16 protein-coding genes and 5 tRNA genes are annotated in these 17488 nt (G+C 39.7%); 13 read left to right on the top strand and 8 right to left on the bottom strand.

Annotation, left to right across the window (positions count from 1 at the left end; translation table 11 throughout):
• Window positions 1–169: 169 nt before the first annotated feature.
• The 7 genes from ftsZ to rpl12p all read left to right on the top strand — a co-directional run bounded on the left by ftsZ (window position 170) and on the right by rpl12p (window position 5317).
• A complete protein-coding gene (gene ftsZ, locus ACUVXA_RS01330; RefSeq protein WP_445869425.1) occupies window positions 170–1291 on the top strand; it encodes a cell division protein FtsZ in 1122 nt (373 codons plus the stop codon).
• A gap of 275 nt (window positions 1292–1566) precedes the next feature.
• Window positions 1567–1764 (top strand): protein translocase SEC61 complex subunit gamma, encoded by a 198-nt coding sequence (locus tag ACUVXA_RS01325; protein WP_445869424.1) that lies wholly within the window; start codon window positions 1567–1569, stop codon window positions 1762–1764.
• A gap of 43 nt (window positions 1765–1807) precedes the next feature.
• Window positions 1808–2284, top strand: coding sequence for a transcription elongation factor Spt5 (locus tag ACUVXA_RS01320; protein ID WP_445869423.1), 477 nt, complete (start codon window positions 1808–1810; stop codon window positions 2282–2284).
• A 378-nt stretch (window positions 2285–2662) separates the two neighbouring features.
• Complete coding sequence (locus ACUVXA_RS01315; RefSeq protein WP_445869422.1) at window positions 2663–3151, top strand: 50S ribosomal protein L11; 489 nt, start codon at window positions 2663–2665, stop codon at window positions 3149–3151.
• 102 nt (window positions 3152–3253) lie between these two features.
• Window positions 3254–3898 (top strand): 50S ribosomal protein L1, encoded by a 645-nt coding sequence (locus ACUVXA_RS01310; protein ID WP_445869421.1) that lies wholly within the window; start codon window positions 3254–3256, stop codon window positions 3896–3898.
• 14 nt (window positions 3899–3912) lie between these two features.
• Window positions 3913–4878, top strand: a complete 966-nt coding sequence (locus tag ACUVXA_RS01305; protein ID WP_445869420.1) for a 50S ribosomal protein L10 — start codon at window positions 3913–3915, stop codon at window positions 4876–4878.
• A gap of 121 nt (window positions 4879–4999) precedes the next feature.
• Complete coding sequence (rpl12p, locus tag ACUVXA_RS01300; protein WP_445869419.1) at window positions 5000–5317, top strand: 50S ribosomal protein P1; 318 nt, start codon at window positions 5000–5002, stop codon at window positions 5315–5317.
• A 111-nt stretch (window positions 5318–5428) separates the two neighbouring features.
• Here rpl12p and alaS read toward each other — a convergent pair whose 3' ends face one another.
• Window positions 5429–8164: an alanine--tRNA ligase gene (alaS, locus tag ACUVXA_RS01295; protein ID WP_445869418.1), complete on the bottom strand. Its 2736-nt coding sequence runs from the start codon at window positions 8162–8164 to the stop codon at window positions 5429–5431.
• A 164-nt stretch (window positions 8165–8328) separates the two neighbouring features.
• On the opposite strand from alaS, the gene ACUVXA_RS01290 reads away from it, so the two are divergent.
• Together ACUVXA_RS01290 and ACUVXA_RS01285 are read left to right on the top strand one after the other, a co-directional pair.
• Window positions 8329–9006, top strand: coding sequence for a DUF434 domain-containing protein (locus ACUVXA_RS01290; RefSeq protein WP_445869417.1), 678 nt, complete (start codon window positions 8329–8331; stop codon window positions 9004–9006).
• A gap of 58 nt (window positions 9007–9064) precedes the next feature.
• Window positions 9065–9180 (top strand) — tRNA-Arg (locus tag ACUVXA_RS01285).
• A 293-nt stretch (window positions 9181–9473) separates the two neighbouring features.
• Here ACUVXA_RS01285 and thiL read toward each other — a convergent pair.
• The 4 genes from thiL to ACUVXA_RS01265 all read right to left on the bottom strand — a co-directional run bounded on the left by thiL (window position 9474) and on the right by ACUVXA_RS01265 (window position 11601).
• Complete coding sequence (gene thiL / locus ACUVXA_RS01280; RefSeq protein ID WP_445869416.1) at window positions 9474–10502, bottom strand: thiamine-phosphate kinase; 1029 nt, start codon at window positions 10500–10502, stop codon at window positions 9474–9476.
• A gap of 36 nt (window positions 10503–10538) precedes the next feature.
• Window positions 10539–10692: transfer RNA gene (locus ACUVXA_RS01275), tRNA-Thr, on the bottom strand.
• Window positions 10693–10937: 245 nt separating this feature from the next.
• Window positions 10938–11084, bottom strand: a tRNA-Glu gene (locus ACUVXA_RS01270).
• Window positions 11085–11121: 37 nt separating this feature from the next.
• Window positions 11122–11601, bottom strand: coding sequence for an RNA-binding protein (locus ACUVXA_RS01265; RefSeq protein ID WP_445869415.1), 480 nt, complete (start codon window positions 11599–11601; stop codon window positions 11122–11124).
• A gap of 336 nt (window positions 11602–11937) precedes the next feature.
• On the opposite strand from ACUVXA_RS01265, the gene ACUVXA_RS01260 reads away from it, so the two are divergent.
• The 3 genes from ACUVXA_RS01260 (at window position 11938) to ACUVXA_RS01250 (ending at window position 12619) form a co-directional block, all read left to right on the top strand.
• Window positions 11938–12189, top strand: coding sequence for an LSM domain-containing protein (locus ACUVXA_RS01260; RefSeq protein ID WP_445869414.1), 252 nt, complete (start codon window positions 11938–11940; stop codon window positions 12187–12189).
• Window positions 12190–12221: 32 nt separating this feature from the next.
• The gene (locus ACUVXA_RS01255) at window positions 12222–12407 is read left to right on the top strand and encodes a 50S ribosomal protein L37e (RefSeq protein ID WP_445869413.1); all 186 of its coding nucleotides are present in this window, start codon (window positions 12222–12224) and stop codon (window positions 12405–12407) included.
• 88 nt (window positions 12408–12495) lie between these two features.
• Window positions 12496–12619: transfer RNA gene (locus tag ACUVXA_RS01250), tRNA-OTHER, on the top strand.
• A 361-nt stretch (window positions 12620–12980) separates the two neighbouring features.
• Here the strand turns inward: ACUVXA_RS01250 and ACUVXA_RS01245 are convergent.
• Window positions 12981–13084: transfer RNA gene (locus ACUVXA_RS01245), tRNA-Ala, on the bottom strand.
• A gap of 202 nt (window positions 13085–13286) precedes the next feature.
• Here ACUVXA_RS01245 and ACUVXA_RS01240 point away from each other — a divergent pair.
• Window positions 13287–15743 (top strand): valine--tRNA ligase, encoded by a 2457-nt coding sequence (locus ACUVXA_RS01240; RefSeq protein WP_445869412.1) that lies wholly within the window; start codon window positions 13287–13289, stop codon window positions 15741–15743.
• A gap of 48 nt (window positions 15744–15791) precedes the next feature.
• Here the strand turns inward: ACUVXA_RS01240 and ACUVXA_RS01235 are convergent, their stop codons facing one another.
• Window positions 15792–16325 (bottom strand): Rab family GTPase, encoded by a 534-nt coding sequence (locus ACUVXA_RS01235; RefSeq protein WP_445869411.1) that lies wholly within the window; start codon window positions 16323–16325, stop codon window positions 15792–15794.
• Window positions 16326–16512: 187 nt separating this feature from the next.
• A complete protein-coding gene (locus tag ACUVXA_RS01230; RefSeq protein WP_445869410.1) occupies window positions 16513–17334 on the bottom strand; it encodes a TrmB family transcriptional regulator in 822 nt (273 codons plus the stop codon).
• Window positions 17335–17488: the final 154 nt, after the last annotated feature.

Here is a 17488-nt window from a genome sequence, read left to right as displayed (position 1 = left end):
CTATTTTTTATTTTTAAATTATTCTAAACTCGATTTTAGGACCATCCCTTTTAAAATATTCTTATTTTTTTAGGGTGTGATTTACGCACTACGTTAGTGATACTTGCATATTATTAATAGTTTTTATTTTAGAAAGTGTGAACTTTTTAGTGTGCAGAGAGTGAAGGGTATGAATCAGATTTCTCAGGAGGTCATTAATACTCAAGGTTATAAGGACTTATTTAGCTCCGAAACAGTTGATAAGCAACTCTATGAAATACTTAATCGTAATAAAGTGAAAGTACAAGTATTTGGGGTTGGAGGAGCAGGAAACAACGCTGTCACCCGCCTAATGGAGAACAGTGTTGAGGACATTGAGACAATAGCAGTCAATACAGACGCACAGGATCTACTCTACACAAATTCGGATTGCAAACTATTAATTGGAAAAAAAATAACAGGAGGACTCGGAGCAGGAAATAACCCAGAAATAGGTTTGGCAGCTGCCCAAGAAAGTCTAGAGGACATTAGAAAAGCTGTTTCCTCAGATATGGTTTTCGTTGTATGTGGATTAGGCGGGGGAACAGGCACAGGAGCAGCACCCATAGTCGCTGATACCGCTCGCAAATCGGGAGCCCTTACTATATCAATATGTTTTTTACCATTTCTAATAGAGGGGGAAAAACGGTGGCAGAATGCTATCATGGGCTTAAAGAAACTTTACAAGTCATCCGACGCAGTAATTATAATACCTAATGAAAGGCTACTGGAAGTCACAAACAATGTTTCTCTCACCGAGGCTTTCAATTTTGCAGACGAGGTTCTAACAAAAGGAGTCACATCAATGGCTGAATTGGTCACTAAGCCGGGGCTGGTAAATGTCGACCTCGCTGATGTTAGAACAGTTGTAAAAAATAGTGGAGTTGCATTCATAGGTGTTGGGGAGTCAAATGGTGAGGAAAGAGCTACTAAAGCGGTAGAAAAGGCATTAAACAATCCGCTTCTAGAGGTCAATATCGAGGGTGCAAGGGCAGCATTGGTAAATATAAGCGGCGATCAAAATCTGACAGTTAAAGAAGCGGAACTAATTGTAAGAATGTTGTCGGAAAGAATAAATCAGAACTCGGAAATCATTTGGGGCGCTTTGATTAATCCAAAATTAGAAGATACTTTACATGTGACAATAGTTGTGGGGGGAGCATCCTTTCCCTATATTGAACAATTAATCAAAAATTTTGAAACTAAAACAAATAATCTTAATCCAAAAGAAATTACAACACATCAAAACGAAAAGTCGCACACAAGCAAATAAATTAAATTTTTAAAACACATTTTTATGACTGTTCCATACTAAGCCAACATATAATCTTTCCCTTGATCAGTTCCAGTTGTTTCCCAGTCCAAAATTAATTGAAAGACTCCAAACTCCAGTTTCACATTAGAAAAATGCCATAAATTGCTCAAAAACATTTGGAACAGGAATAAAAGTCAATTAAGTTTAAAAGATATCAAGCTAAATCCCTATTTAGCTAAAGCTAATAGAATCGAAATTCAACTGAGACAAAATAGAACCGGAGGCCTAAAAACTTGGGCATAATAAACTTCATTAAAAGGTCAAGACGCGTATTCAAACTCGCTAGATACCCCTCCCGTAAAGAAATGTGGGCCACAACCAGAATCTGTATACTAGGAATCATCATAATAGGCGTAATAGCATTCCTAATCACAATGATCTTCATCTACGGTTTCCTACCCATTATCAACCCCAGCGCCGCCGCAGGATAACACCTGATAAATAAACAAAAAAAACCAAGGTAAGGTAGAAAAAATGCCTAAAAAAACAAGCATATTCGCCCTAAGATGCACCATAGGACAAGAGAAGAGTGTAGCTACGCTAATAGAGAAAAGAGTAGATGGAAACCCCGACGCGGATATAAAGGCAATACTAGCACCAGAAGCACTCAACGGCTACGTCTTCATTGAAGCTCCCAGCCAAAGAGAAGTTAATGCAATAATTACAGGCATACCACATGTGAGGGGCAAAGTCGTAGGCAAAATAGATATTGATGAATTAGAAGAATTTCTAATTCCAAAGCCCTCAACTGAAGGAATAAGCAGGGGTGACATAGTGGAAATTGTAGGTGGACCATTCAAAGGCGAAAAAGCCAAAGTCACTCGAATAGACCCAGATAAACAAGAAGTAGTACTAGAACTAATCGAAACACAATTTCTAATTCCTGTTAAAGTTCACGCGGATTATGTTAAGCTAGTAGAGAAAGGGGAGGAAGAAGGGGAGAAGATGTGATTTATAGGAAAATTATATGATTAAACAACTATGTTTTAAAAATATGAATATGCTGAGTTTTTAATAGTGTGGTGAGTAATTATTAGAGCGCTGGAGAGTTATGGTAAAGCTTCAACTGGTTTGTGTTATCTTCAGTTTATTTCCGTGTATTGGTTAGTAATGCTGTTCCATTTTGGTGTATGGTTATAAATTGTGTTAATTGCAAAAAATATTTAAACTCAGGATAAAATGTGTTCCGATGCGTATACTCAAAAAAATTTAAGATTACTGCGATAGTTATTTTAAATCTAATTAATGATATCTCTATAATTGGAATGTTAAGGGAAAATATTTGCCCCACCCTATTTGTAAAAAAGATATTAAAGAAGGAAGACTAAAATGGTGCAGAAAGTAAGCGTGCAAGCCCTCGTGGACGGTGGTAAAGCTTCAGCGGGGCCTCCACTTGGTCCTGCTTTGGGGCCTACGGGTGTTAATCTCTACCAAGTTGTTCAGAAAATTAATGAGTTGACGGCTAATTTTAAGGGTTTAAAGGTTCCTGTGACTGTGATTGTGAATCCTGATGATAAGACGTTTGAGGTGGAGGTAGGTTTACCTCCGACTTCTGCTTTGATTCTTAGTGAGTTGGGTGCTGAAAAGGGTAGCAAGGAGCCGAGTAAGAGCATGATTGGGAATTTGAGTATGGAGTCTGTGGTGAAGATTGCTAAGATGAAGAGGGATGCTCTTTTAGCTAACAGTTTGAAACGGGCAGTGCGTACGGTTTTGGGCACTTGTTTGTCTCTAGGTGTTACGGTTGAGGGTAAAGAGCCTAGAGAGGTGCAGAAGGAGGTATTAGAAGGAGTTTACAGCGAATTATTATCTAAGGAATAGTCATATATTATCATATTGTGTGTTGGGGTGATTTGAGGCTTCTTATTAAGAATCCAAAAAGTGAAACGAGGTTGAATTTATCAGACATGGAAGGGGAATTTTATGTCTTTAGAAAAGAAGAAAATTATAGAGGCCCTACGGAAGGCTAAACAGAGTTCGAAAAAGAGAAATTTTATGCAGTCAATAGAGTTAGCGGTTAATATGAAAGGCATTGATTTAAAGAAGCCGGAGAATCGTTTAAATACGGATTTAACTCTTCCAAATGAGATTGGAAAGGATCCGAAAGTTTGTTTCATTGCAACGGGGGATCTTGCTGTTAGAGCAAAAGAAGCGGGGTTTTTTGTAATAGACAAGGATGAGCTTGATGAATTATCACGTAATAAGAAAAATGTGAAAAACCTTGCTAGTGAATACGATTTTTTTGTTGCTCGTGCGGATCTTATGCCCCAGGTGGGTAAGACTCTTGGCTCGGTGCTTGGTCCTAGAGGTAAGATGCCTAAACCGGTTCCTCCGAACGCTGAAGTTGGCTCCATTGTTGACCAGTATAAGAAGAATGTGCGTTTGAGAATGAGAACCAATCCGATGATAAACCTGAGGGTGGGTAGTGAGGATATGGATGAAAATAAGATTGCAGATAATGTTCAAAGCATTATTAGCTTTTTGGAGGGCAAATTTGAAAAAGGGACCAGACATATTAAATCCGTTTATCTGAAAACTACTATGGGCCCGGCAATAAAAGTGGAGTAAAGGAAGCTACTGAAATGGCGGTAACTGCTAAAGGAAGACCTGTTCCGGAATATAAGGTTGAAAGAAAAGAAGAGATAAAAGAATTACTGGAAAAGTATAATGTTATTGGCCTAAGTAATATGGAGGGAATAGGTGCCAAGCAGCTTCAGGGTTTGAGGAAGAAACTAAAAGATACGGCACTCATAAAAATGGAGAAAAACACATTAATCACACGTAGTCTCAGGGAAATAAAGGATAAAAAGAAGGATGTTGACAAACTAGCGGAACACGTGAAAGGATCGGTGGCATTAATACTCACAAACATGAATCCCTTTAAATTAAGCAATTTTCTTGCCAAAAGTAAGACCAAGACGGTTGCCAAGCCAGACACAATAAGTCCTGTTGAAATTATGGTTCCTGCGGGGAATACAGGTTTCCCACCGGGTCCTGTTATTGGCGAGTTAGGTGATGCAGGACTTCCAACTCGTGTGGAATCTGGAACAATATGGATAACAAAAGATACTGTTGTAGTAAAGCCGGGAGATCTTATTCCCAAAAAAATGGCCCTAGTCCTAAAAAGGCTAGGTATTGAACCCATAGAGGTCGGTTTATCGCTTGATGTGGCTTATGAGGATGGATTAATATTAACAAAAGATGTTCTATCTGCGGAACCTGTGAAATACTTACAAGAAATTCAAGAAGCGTATACTCAGGCATTGAATCTTGCAGTCTATGCCTCAATAACAACGCCTGAAACAATAAGCATATTATTAAGAAGAGCATACACGGAAGCTTCAAATCTAGTGATGAAAGCGGAGCTAATCATACCAGAAGTTCTTTCAAGTATCATAAGAAGAGCGGAAGATCAAGCATTAAGCATAGCTATGAAAATTAGTGCTAAAGATCCCAGTTTATCTCCTCAAACAAAAGCAGTCGAAGAAACGAAATCTAAAACCCAAAAGAAACCCTCAAAGCCTGAAAAAACCCAAAAAGAGAAATAAGAAGGGGTTGGAGGTTTGGGGGTACTGTTTGGTTAAAATTATGTTTGTATAAAGGCAGGTTTATTAACATCTATAAAATTAACCATAAAGAGAATTATGATAATCCTATGAGGTGAAAGCAATGGAGTACGTATATGCTGCGATGCTTCTACACAAAGCAGGGAAAAATATAACTGAAGAAAATGTTGCTAAGGTTCTTGAGGCGGCTGGAGTAAAAACTGATATGGCAAGAGCTAAGGCTCTGGTCGCCGCATTGGAAGAAGTGGATATCGAAGAAGCGATTAAAACCGCGGCGCCAACAGCAGCAGTAGCGGTATCCACGGAAGCAACAGCTAAAGAAGCAAAACCAGCAAAAGAAGAGAAGAAAGGAAAAGAAAAGGAAGAGGGTAAAGAGGAAAAAGAAGAAGAAGTAGCAGGTCTCGGAGCACTCTTCGGTTAAGCAATTAGAATCCTTAAACCTTTACAATAAAACAACAATTACGTTTAATCATTCCTCTTTAGTCTTGAGTAGAACTAAATGAAAGTACTGAACTAAATTAGGTGCCCCGTTTTACTTTTTATACCTTTTTATTAGGTCTTCTATATTGTTTAACATTTCTCCTGTTTTTTCGACTTTTGGACCCCCTCCTCTAGCCAATCTTCCTTTTCCTCCACCGCTTCCATTTACAATTTTTGAAGCTTCTCTGATTATTCCATTGATATCGATATTTACAGATTCTCCGATCATACCAATTATGTCCACTTTATCGTTCGTCTTTGCTAAGACTACTACTGCGTTTGGTCTTTCATCTGTTATTTTACTTGCAATTTTTATTGCCTCATCTATACCCAACTTTGTTTTTTCGACGATTAATTCATATTCTTCGAATTTTTTCATTTTGTTCATGATCTCTCTTGCTTCGATTTCTGCTATCTCACTACGCAGTTTTTCTATTTCTTTGCCCCTCCGTTTCCATTCTTCAAAAAATCGTTCCGCTGTTTTTGGCAATTGGTTATTAGGAACACGAAACACACTTGCTGTTTTTTCCAAAAGTTCATCGATTTTTTGATCGTATTCGATTGCGGGGATGCCTGCGCTAAATTCTAATCTAACAACGCCATCCTGTATTCTCTCTGCCCCTTTAATCTTGATTAAACCGATTTCACCAGTGCTTTTTAGGTGAGTCCCGCCGCAAGCCTCAACATCCCAGTTTTCTATATCAATAATTCTAATATTGCTCCCAGGTACGGCTCCTCCTTGATAGATTTGAAAACCATATTGTTTCTCTGCTTCATCTCTGCGCATCCATTTTACCCTAACTAGTCTATTTTCCATCACTATTTCGTTTGCGATTCTTTCTATTTTTCTAATTTCTTCTGTGCTTAGTGCTTTGTAATGGGTAATGTCTAATCTTGCACTTTCAGGAGTTTTTTCTGCCCCTGCCTGCCAAATATGTGAGCCAAGAACACTCTTTGCAGCACCGTTCACAACATGTGTAGAAGTGTGGTGCCTCATAAGGGCTATTCGTCTATCCCAATCTATTCTTCCTTTAACCCTTTGCAATGATTTTAGTTCAACAGGTTTATCGAGTTTATGCACTATCACATTACCCAGTTTTTCAACATCAATTACTTTGTAACCATTCAGATTTCCAGTATCGTTAGCTGCTCCACCGCCGGTAGGATAAAATAGGGTCTGATCCAGAACCACACTTGAGTCCACCACTTTCAAGACCGTTGCTTCAAATTCCTTCTCGTAAGGTTTTTCATAATATAGGGTTCTAGTTGGTGGTAAATCCTTAAGTGAGTCCAGCAGAGTGTCCATAGTAGGGGCAACGGTGACTCTTTCCTTCTTACTACCTAATTGCACATAAAAGTCTCCAGGAATTTCGAGTTTTATTCCCGATTCATCTGCAATTTCTTGAGCCATCTCTGGGGAAATTCCTTTCGATTCATAAAGCTCAATCAAGGTACTTAAATCCAGTTCTTTCTGCTTTTTGATTAATCCTGCCACATACTTTTTACCCTTCTCCAATGTTTGATAGTATCTTTCACGCTCAATATTAAAGATATCATTAATAATGTCCGAAGCTGCGTCCACGCGTCTATAAGTTTTTTTCAAATAATCAATATGCTTATGGAGAAGCTCCAAGAAGTCCAGATCAAAGCTGTATAGGTCGTTTAAGCTCAATACTCGTCTAAGGATTATACGTAAATTATAGCCTCCTCCAACATTGGAGGGAATCCCTCCATCCGCAATTGCAAAAACAAGTGTCCGGGTATGATCTGAAATAGCATATAATGCTTCCAGCGGACCTAAAGATTTGTCCAAATCGTCTTGATCAATGTCTAATTTTGTGGCCACTTCTTTTCTAGCCTCATCGATATTATCTACTTCATCCACGTTAAGAAGACCGGAAAGAACAGTGTAACGCCCTAAAAGTTCTTCATCAACAGATACTCCCGTACTCCCCTTTAACCAGTCCAACACAGGACCGAAGGTTGCCTCATATATTGTTGGGGACCCTTGAGTAAACCAACCTACGCGTTCAACCCCCCAGCCTACGTCAATCACCTTGATGTCCAATTCTCGGTAAGCTCCACTTGGAGTAAACGCGTATTGCATAAACACGTTATTAACAATTTCTAAACCTCTACCAAAAGATTCAAGACAAGGGCCGAAATTGCCACCCCCAGTCCACACATCTTCTTTATAACTCACCTCATCTCGTTTCAGTTTAAGGCATTTGGTGAGAAACTCAAAGTTGAGTTCAATGCAACGATCCATCCAGTAACCTTTACCATCATAATTAAAAGCGTGCTGACCGCCCATAACAAATAGGCTTAAATGCCTACCGGTCTTTCCAACATTATCAATATCATTGAACCCTTTGCCACCGAACCTTATACAAGGCTGAGGCACCACCAAAGGATTCGCCGGAGGCTCAATAACACCCTCAACTACATATGGTTGAAAATCAGTGATAGAAGCAATAGTGAATGGAATATCATCTCTCCACCTTGCAACCACAGGATACTCGCCTATCCTCGTGTGACTCCGCTTTTCAAAGAAATCACTCCAATTCCTAACAGCCTCATGAAAATCCCAGCCCCCATCCACGCTACGCCCAATAAACTTGTATCCCCCAACACACTTCGTATCCCCACAAAGTTCACTATCACTAGTTGTCCAATACCAGTCATTACAGGATCGACACCGCCTTCTCTCAAAACCTTCTCTCTGGAACAATTCTACATAGTAGCTTTCTCTGCCAAATTTTTTCCGCAGCTCCTCTTTAGAAATCATTATTCTCAAGCCTTCTTTGAACAATAATGTATCTAAAACATTGTGAGGGAATTCTAAAAACTTTATGCATCAAAACACACAATTAATTAGAAAATACTTGTAAAATAAAATGTATAAACAAAAATCTTCTCGAAATGGTCAAAAAAAATCCTTGAGGGTTTATCATGTTTATTAATCCTAAAATAATAGAAGCAGCAGAAGACCTGCGACACCTCTTAAACAGAAACTATAACAGAGACCAAGCATTGAACTTTGTGGGAGACCACTACAAATTAAAAAAAGAGGAACGATTCATCCTATACAGGGCAGTATACAGCCACAAAGAAGTAAAAGAAAGAAAAGAGAAAACCATAAACTTCAAAGACCTCAAAGGCAAAATACTGACCGTAGACGCATACAACGTAATCATAGTTCTTGAAACAATGCTAGAAGAAAAAAATCTAATCGACGCCGACGACTCATTTGTAAGAGACATCGCTGGAGTATTCGGCAAACACAAAATAACAAAAACCACACACCAAGCAATCAACCTAATAATGCAAACACTCAAACAAACCCTCCCAAAAGAAACACTCATATTCTTCGACAGCCCGGTAAGCAAGAGTGGAGAACTCGCAGCAATCACAAGAAAAAAAATGGAAGAACACTGCATAAACGGCACCGCACAAGTAGCAAAACAGGCAGACAACGCAGTCATAAGAAGAGGACAAGTAGCAGCCACCAGCGACAGCGTCATACTACAAAAAGCCAAAAAAACCTTCGACCTAGCAGGACACATCGTCAGAACAAAAAAATACAAACACCTACACCCCCTAAGAAAAAACAATAGAAAAATGTTTTAAAGAACCCAAAAAATCTAATAAACCAAAAAACATTATATAACTATCCGAAATTAGATTTGGGCACGTCGCCTAGCCAGGATATTAGTAAACCTGAAAGGGCGCCGACACTTGGGCGTAAGCCTTCTAATCCTAGAGGCAAGCCGGAGTTCAGGAGTTCAAGTCTCCTCGTGCCCACTTATACTATTAACTTTTTAGTTAATTTATTAAATTTTGGTTTAAACTTTTTTGTTTTTTGTATTTTGTGAGGGTTTATCTGTTTTGGGGTTCTGCATTTGTTTTGGTTTTGATTTTTGTTATTTTGTTGTTTGGTGGTTGAGCCGGTATTTGGTTTCTCCGTTTTCTTTTATGGCGGTTATTAGGAGTAGTTCTTCTGCTTCTTCTATCATCATTTCGGCGTATTCTCTGTTTATTGTTTTTGTGTAGGAGTAAAAGGACTTGTAATCCTAACCCAATCAAAGAGATAGAAATCAGTGGAGATCAGTCCCGTGCTCGCCAAAATCTTTTTCTGATTGTTTTCTAAAGTGTTCGAAGCCTCTGGGTTCTATCTTTTTTTCAGCTCGGTTCGGTAAGCGTAGTAACAATTCTTTGTCTTCGGTAACGGTTCCTATTTTGTACAGGGTTCCTCCTACCACTTTTACTGAGTCTACTGCTCTGCTCCATTTTACTGAGGGGATTGTGACGACAAGTTCGAATTCTTCGCCACCATACAGTGCGAGTTCCAAGGGGTCAAGATTATGGTTCTCGGCGAATGTTTGTACCTCTTTTGGAGCAGGTATTGAATCGATAATAAATCCAATCCCGCTCATTTTGGATATTTCGTGTAGTGACCAGGCCAAACCGTCGCTGCTGTCTATGCAGGATGATGCCAGATTACGCTCAGAGAGAACTATTCCCTCCCTCATCTTAGCCTGGGGCTCGTACACTGCACGTAAAGCTAAATTTTTGGATTGGGAATCAGCACTCATATTTTCAAGCAGTATCTTAAAGCCCATAGCGGTAAAACCGAATGGTCCCGTGACCGCAACGATATCCCCGGGACGCGCCCCACTGCGTGAAATCACACTAGTTCGACCAACAAGTCCAAAAGCGGTTCCTGAAACTACAAGATCCGCACACTCGTTAGTGTCACCGCCCAGATAGTAGAGTCCATACTCTCTACAGCCCGCGTTTAACCCCTTAACCAGTTCGCCAGCATCGTCCATGGTGGTATGCCGCGGGAAACCTAAGGAAAAGACAGCCCACATAGGCTTGGCGCCCTTAGCCACAACATCACTAACATTCATAACAACAGCCTTACGCCCCACTTGCCAGTACGACATACCCGGAGGAACATCGGTTCTGCCCACAAGCATATCAGTATTAATAATAAGAGCATCATTTCCCAGAGGCACCCCCACAGCATCGTCACCAAAAGGCAAAACTGCGCGAGGAAAACCCTCAATTAAAGTAAAAAATAAATCAATCAGGCTACGCTCACCAACATCACCCACACTCATCAAAAACCACCATCCCATATAATATAAAAAAGATAGTGGAGCCCCGGATGGGACTATCGGGCAGCACTGAATGTGCAAGTTTTTTCGAACCCATGACCTTCAGCTTGCTCAGACCACTCTTTGTTAGTGGTTGTACGAGGCTGCTGCTCTACCACTGAGCTTTCTCGCCTCTTTTTGGAGGAACCGAGGCTCTCCGAAGGCTCCAGTGTTTGTAGTTGAAATTTAAAGTTAACATTAATATTCTTTACTATATTCACTAATTTTTAAACCTTAAAAAGGACTCTCAGAATATCTTGTTAGAACAAATTTCTATTTTTATGAAGCTAATGAAAACCTTCTTTTTCAACACAAATATGGTTTCGAATCTAAAAAATAGAAGTAATTTCAAAATTAATACCGGATTTCGAATTGAAATTAATGGAAGTATTATGGTAATGGTGCTCCGGCCGGGAGATTCGGATCGACACAGTGTGTTTATCATTCGAACCCGGGTCGAGGAATCGATTGGGCAGATGTGTTTGCTTGAGCCCCTCATGCTTAGCCCTTGCCTTGTTTTGTTTGGCCGGACTACACCACCGGAGCACTTTGATGAGATGTTTGAAGAACACTCTTTTAAATTTTATTCAAAATTCCAGATGTCGTCTCCGACGTGGTGTAAGTTTTTTATTGCGGGTCCCTTTTTAGAATTTTTTATGGTTTCTGCGTCCATTAGTGCTAGTCCTATCGCTAAGGGTTTGTCGTGTTTTTCATCCGTGACCATGACTAAAGTATATTTATCTACTTTGTCATCTACTTTGACGATTCCCGGAACCATAATATCTGCTCCGTTGGTTATGAAACCAACGGCGCCCATGTCTACTGTAACTTTTGGTAGTTTTGCGGCCTTATTCATAATGGCTTTTAGAGTCGGGATTAGCAGATCTACCATTCGGACGAAGAATGGGACCCCGTTCATAAGATATAACTGGACAGCATCTTTCATAAATCCGGACTCGATCCTGGCTGGCATGTAGAAATTTTCTCCCAGAATGTCTTTGAGTTCTTCTTCCAGTTTCTTAATATCCTTATCGCGTAAAAAATGACGATTCTTCAGCTTCACGCAAACCGCCTCAACACAGCCTCTAAAATCTTCGCTCTTTCTCCACTTTTAATAAGTATTTGTTGCAAATAAAATTTCGAAAGTTATAACATACTTAAAATAGATGATTCTAGATATTTCAAAATTACGGAGAAAAACAAACCTTAAAAAGGCAATGTGTTAAAGAGGAAATTAAGCTATATTTATAAAAGGTTGCTCAAAAAGAATATAATATCCGAATAACTAACAGTAAAATATATTTGAACGCGAAGAAAGTAATCCGATATACTTAAATATCTACAAAATTTCATCAAAAGATGCAAATATATTTTTTCAATAATAGGAGAGAAAAACATTATGAACGAATCAAGCATAACAAGACCCCTTGACCTACTCAACAGATCATTAGAAGCAAGAGTGCTCGTCAAACTCAAAGGAGGACGGGAACTAAGAGGCAAACTAAAAGGATTCGACCTCCACATGAACCTCATACTAGACGAGGCAGAAGAAGTAATAGACAAAAACAACAACAAACTGGTAGGAACCGTCATAGTGAGAGGAGACAACGTAATACTCCTCAGCCCCGCAATAAAAACAGAAACAGAATAAAAAACTAACCACCACTCCAAAGAGGGACTAGAATGGGAAAAGGAACACCAAGCATGGGCAAAAAACATAAAATAACACACATAAGATGCCGCAGATGCGGCAAACACGCATACCACGTCAGAAAAAAATCCTGCGCAGCCTGCGGATACGGAAAAACTAAAAGAATCCGAAGATATAACTGGCAAAACAAAAAACTAGGAAAAAACAGACTAGTGTAAAAAAACAAGAATAAAAAATTAAACATTAAATAAATATTGCATAATTGACGGAAAATAAATGGTTTAAAGATGGTGGACTTATAAAAAAGGGCTCTTAGCTCAGCCTGGTATGAGCGCCGCGTTACCCATGTCACGATGAGAGGAATGGGAGCGAAGGCAAGTTCCTTCCAAAGTCGCGGAGGCCGCGAGTTCAAATCTCGCAGAGTCCACCAATATAAATCTATATTGTTTTTTAGAGGTTTTTACGGGTTCTTTCTGGTTGATTCGTTTTTACTTGTTACAGAATCTTGAAGTATATAAGAGGTATTTTTACTGAGTGAAGATGAATATAATTTGAATGATGAATATTATAAAAAGCGAATTGGTAGTGCTACTTTCTTTTTTAGGAGTTTACTTGAATATGGGTTGATAATATAGGTCTTTTATTGGTGGGTTAATAGCTCAGCCCGGTGTGAGCGAATTTTCTTGGTCTCTTTTTCATTTTTCAAACAGTAAGAAATAGTCTTCATGATTCTTTTTTAATGTGAAAGAAAGAGCTATAGAAGATAAAGTATTTAGATTTGTAAAAAATATTGGTGGACACTGCGCGACTTGAACGCGCGGCCTCCTGGCTGCGAACCAGGCGCTCTTGGCTTCCGCTATGTTTGTAGCAGAGTCTTCCACTGAGCTAAGTGCCCTACTTGTGAATTTTGTTTTTTCTGTAGGTGTCCTTTTAGATTTTTGGGGTATTTTAGCTTTTCTAATTTTGGGTTCTTTATCCCTAAACTATTTAAAGCATTTTTGCTTATGGTTTGAGAGAACATCTGAAATTTTGTTGATTTTTACCTGGCGGAGCTGTCTATTGGTTTAATATTACAGTGTGTATGGAAGGTCTTTGAAGTGAAGGAGCCTAGGCTTAAGAGTAAGAAATGGGACCCCGGAATGGAATCTGAAATCTGGGATGCTTGGCAGAAGGAGGAAGTTTACAGATTTAACAAGGATAGTGATAAACCTTTTTTTATTGTTGATAATCCTCCTCCGTATGTTTCTGGAAGATGGCATGTTGGTGGTGCTGTTCACTACGCTGCAATCGACTATATTGCTCGTTTTATGAGGATGAAGGGATACGAGGTTCATTACAAGTTTGGCTTGGATCGTAACGGGCTACCGGTTGAGGTCAGTGTAGAAAAAGAGTTTGGTATTAAAATGCGGGAGACTCCACGGGAGGAGTTTATTGCTAAGTGTAAACAGTACCTTGATACGGTTGGAGATACCATTTTGAATATTTGTAAGGGGCTTGGTTTTTCTAACAATTCTTGGAAGTGGGAGGAGATATACAAAACGGATCACGAGACTTACCGTGCTTTAACTCAGGCAACTTTTATTCAGCTCTGGAATGAGAAGCTAATTTACGAGGATGAAAGGCCAAACAGCTGGTGTACCGATTGCCAGACGGTTATTGCCGATGCAGAAGTGGAACGTAGGGAACAGGTTACTACTCTTTCCACGGTAAAATTTAGGGTTAGGGAAACCGGGGAGGATCTCCCTATAGCTACTACTAGACCTGAGTTAATATGTGCGTGTGCTGCGGTTATAGTTAATCCGAATGATGAAAGGTACAAGCATTTGCACGGAAAGACTGCGGTTACCCCAATCTATAATAAAGAGGTACATATTATACCACACCCTTCAGCCAAACCGGAATTCGGCACAGGAGCAGTTATGGTTTGCTCTTACGGAGACATAACCGATTTGCGATTATTCAGAGAACTAAACCTTGAACCGGTCTTTTCCATAGATAAAGACGGCTACATGACGGAGGCAGCGGGTAAATACGCCGGAATGAAGGTGGAACAGGCAAAAAAGGCTATAATCAAAGATTTAGAGAAGCAGGAACTACTAATAAAGAAAGAACAAATTGAGCAGAGCCAGCCCATATGCTGGAGAAGCAAAACACCCATTGAATTTGTGGGAATGAGAGAATATTACCTTAAACAGGTGGACTTTGTTAAACCATTGAACCAGATAACAGACGATATTATCTGGCATCCGCCCAGCGCAAAAAACCTCTGGCTCGACTGGCTAAACTCAATAACTATGGACTGGCCCATTTCACGCCGCAGATACTACGGAACAGAACTACCAATATGGTACTGCAAATCCTGCGGAGAACCACACCTACCAGAACCCGGAAAATACTATCAGCCATGGAGAGAAAAAGCCCCCTTCAACAAGTGCAAAAAATGTGGTTCAGCCGAGGGATTCGTAGGCGATGAACGCACATTAGACACTTGGATGGATTCCTCAATCAGCCCCCTATACATAATCAAGTACCCATACAAGGAAGAAGAAGAAGAATTCTTCCAAGAACAAATCAAGAAAAAGTACATATCAGACCTTCGCCCCCAAGGAAGAGACATAATAGGCACCTGGCTAAGCTACACACTACTCCGAATATACCAACTCTACCAAAAACCAGCATTCAAACACGTATGGATAAGCGGACACGTAGTAGACGCTGAAGGAAGAAAACTATCAAAAAGCCTAGGAAACGTAATCTACCCAGAACCCCTCATCAAAGAATACGGCGCAGACGCAGTAAGACTATACGGCGCAATGGCATCCACCCTTGGAAGCGACATCAGATTCGATGAAAAACGCCTAGGCGGAATAAGCAGATTTATAAACAAACTATACAACGTAGCCAGATTCATATCCACCTTCACCGAACCCCCAGAAAAAGAAGTAAAACTAACCACCACAGATAAATGGATACTCTCCGAACTAAACAAACTAATAGAAAAAGTAAACGAAAGCTATGAAACATTCGACTTCCACATAGGTGCCGAATCAATATACAACTTCGTATGGAACCTATTTGCAAGCCACATAATTGAAATGATTAAAACCAGAGTCTACACCCGAAACCAAGACTTCACAGAAACAGAACAAAAAAGCGCCAAATGGACACTACACCAATGCCTTAAAACCATACTAAAACTACTCGCACCCATCACACCCTTTATAACAGAACACATATGGAGAAATATGTACAGCCAAGAAAGCGTACACCTACAAGAATTCCCTAAACCCAACCCCAAACTAATAGAACCCGAAGACAAAACACCCCTAATAACCAAAACCAACTCCACAATATGGAAAGCCAAAAAAGAAGCAAAAATATCCCTCAGACAACCAATACAATACGCAAACCTACCCAAAGAACTACAACCCTACGCATCAGACCTAAAACCAATGCACAACATACAACAAATCACATTCACAGACCACCCCACACAAAAAAACACACAAACCTACCAAATCGACGGAAAAGAAATACACCTAAAAATCACATAAAACCCAAGACTAGATATCAGAAAAAAATGAAATTTTTAAAAAACATAACTAAACCATATACACCTTATACAATTTTTTAGCCATCAACTCAAAAATATCATCAACCCTCTCCCCAGTCTTAGCCGACGTCTCAAAAAACTCCAAACCCAACTTAGAAGCCAACTCAGAACCAACATCCCGACTAATACGCCGATCATCCGCCAAATCCGTCTTATTCCCCACCAGAAAACAAGGAACCTCACCACAAATATTCAAAACATCCTTATGCCAATTAACCACATGCTCAAAAGACCCCGGACTTGTCACGTCAAAAACAATAAAACAACCCCGAGCACCACTCAAATAAAACTTACGCAAAGTCCGATATTGCTCCTGACCACCCAAATCCCAACAAGCCAACTTAACCGACTTACGCCTACTATCAGCACCCTTCAACTCCACAACCTTAACAGCAAAATCGACCCCTAAAGTAGGCTTATAGCTTTCTATGAATCTTTTCTCGGTATATCGAATGATTATGGAGGTTTTTCCTACGCTTTCGTCTCCGACTAGTACTACTTTGTGCATGTATTCTTCAGTCATGTGGGGGGCCTCAGATTTATTTTTATGATTTTCATCTTTAATTGAGATGATATTTGTTTGTTAAACTTTTAAGAATTTTTATTGCTTATTAACCATTTATATTTGGTTGATGAATGGTAAATATCAACCCACAGTGTTGGTTTATAGTTTTTCTATAAATTTTTTATTGTTATTTTTGTTTTTCTTTTTATGTTTCGCGTTTTTGTAGTTCTTTTATTCTGGTTTTTGCGGTTATGTTGAGTGATAGTAGTCTTTCTGCTAGGTATTCGAAGGGTTTGACGTAGGTTGGGTTTCGGATCCATATTCCGAGGTCGTATGTGGGTATTGGTTCCCATTTTCCTATGAAGGAGACTAGGCAGTCTTTTCCGTCTGCTATGTATGTTCCTAGGGGGATTTCTCCGAGTGACCAGTGGTATATTGTTCCATGTTGGCTTAGGGTTTGGGCTATTTCTAGGGTGTCTTGGTTGATTTTCCATCCGGCGATAATGTCGATGTTTTGTTTGGCTTTTTCTTCTAGTATTTTGAGTATGCTATTTGGTTCTTTGTTGGGTTTGATAAAGGTTGGTGTTATTATGGCGTGGATACGGTTTTTGGAGCGTTGTAGTAGGTCTTCTACTATTTCGGTTATTCTTTTTTCTCCGTCTATTAGCCAGGCGGTAGGCATTCTTCCCGGGGCTGCGATTCGGTCTTCTTGAAACCATTTTTTGAGGGTTTCAGTGTGTTGTTCTTTATTTTTTAGGTCTTCCTTTATGGTTTTTAGGACTATGTCGGGGGGTACTGCTGAATAGAGGGGGGCGCGTTTTACGGCTTCTTTTTCGGCAAATCCTTTTCTGATTAGTTTTTTTAGGACTGCGTATACGTTCGGGCGGGGTACTCCAGAGAGGTTTGATAGTTGTGTAGGGTTTAAGGAGCCTTCTGTTACGAGGGTTATGTATACTCGGGCTTCGTAGTCGGTGAAGCCGATTTTTTGCATTAGGTCTAGTACTTTTTCTTTTTCTACTTGGCTCATTGCGTTCACTTCTGTCTGCTTTTTGGAGGTTTTTATAAAGTGGTTTTATGGGTTTATTTTTTTATTTTGAGTTTGATTTTGGGAGTCCCGCTTTTACCGCCCTTTTTTTGGTGTTTTTGCCGTAATTTGTAGTAGGTTGCTACTTTTTAAAAGT

The sequence above is a fragment of the Candidatus Jordarchaeum sp. genome, from assembly GCF_052745115.1.
Note: the sequence above shows the minus strand (reverse complement) of the source record. Positions and strands in the feature narration are given on the sequence as shown.

Bases quoted from the DNA above. Each gene is read 5' to 3' on its own strand.
- alaS (WP_445869418.1), bottom strand. From the start codon at position 8,164: ATGATTTCTAAAGAGGAGCTGCGGAAAAAATTTGGCAGAGAAAGCTAC.
- ACUVXA_RS01255 (WP_445869413.1), top strand. From the start codon at position 12,222: ATGGGAAAAGGAACACCAAGCATGGGCAAAAAACATAAAATAACACAC.
- ftsZ (WP_445869425.1), top strand. From the start codon at position 170: ATGAATCAGATTTCTCAGGAGGTCATTAATACTCAAGGTTATAAGGAC.
- ACUVXA_RS01290 (WP_445869417.1), top strand. From the start codon at position 8,329: ATGTTTATTAATCCTAAAATAATAGAAGCAGCAGAAGACCTGCGACAC.
- ACUVXA_RS01260 (WP_445869414.1), top strand. From the start codon at position 11,938: ATGAACGAATCAAGCATAACAAGACCCCTTGACCTACTCAACAGATCA.
- ACUVXA_RS01310 (WP_445869421.1), top strand. From the start codon at position 3,254: ATGTCTTTAGAAAAGAAGAAAATTATAGAGGCCCTACGGAAGGCTAAA.
- ACUVXA_RS01320 (WP_445869423.1), top strand. From the start codon at position 1,808: ATGCCTAAAAAAACAAGCATATTCGCCCTAAGATGCACCATAGGACAA.
- ACUVXA_RS01305 (WP_445869420.1), top strand. From the start codon at position 3,913: ATGGCGGTAACTGCTAAAGGAAGACCTGTTCCGGAATATAAGGTTGAA.
- thiL (WP_445869416.1), bottom strand. From the start codon at position 10,502: ATGAGTGTGGGTGATGTTGGTGAGCGTAGCCTGATTGATTTATTTTTT.
- ACUVXA_RS01230 (WP_445869410.1), bottom strand. From the start codon at position 17,334: ATGAGCCAAGTAGAAAAAGAAAAAGTACTAGACCTAATGCAAAAAATC.
- rpl12p (WP_445869419.1), top strand. From the start codon at position 5,000: ATGGAGTACGTATATGCTGCGATGCTTCTACACAAAGCAGGGAAAAAT.
- ACUVXA_RS01235 (WP_445869411.1), bottom strand. From the start codon at position 16,325: ATGACTGAAGAATACATGCACAAAGTAGTACTAGTCGGAGACGAAAGC.
- ACUVXA_RS01315 (WP_445869422.1), top strand. From the start codon at position 2,663: ATGGTGCAGAAAGTAAGCGTGCAAGCCCTCGTGGACGGTGGTAAAGCT.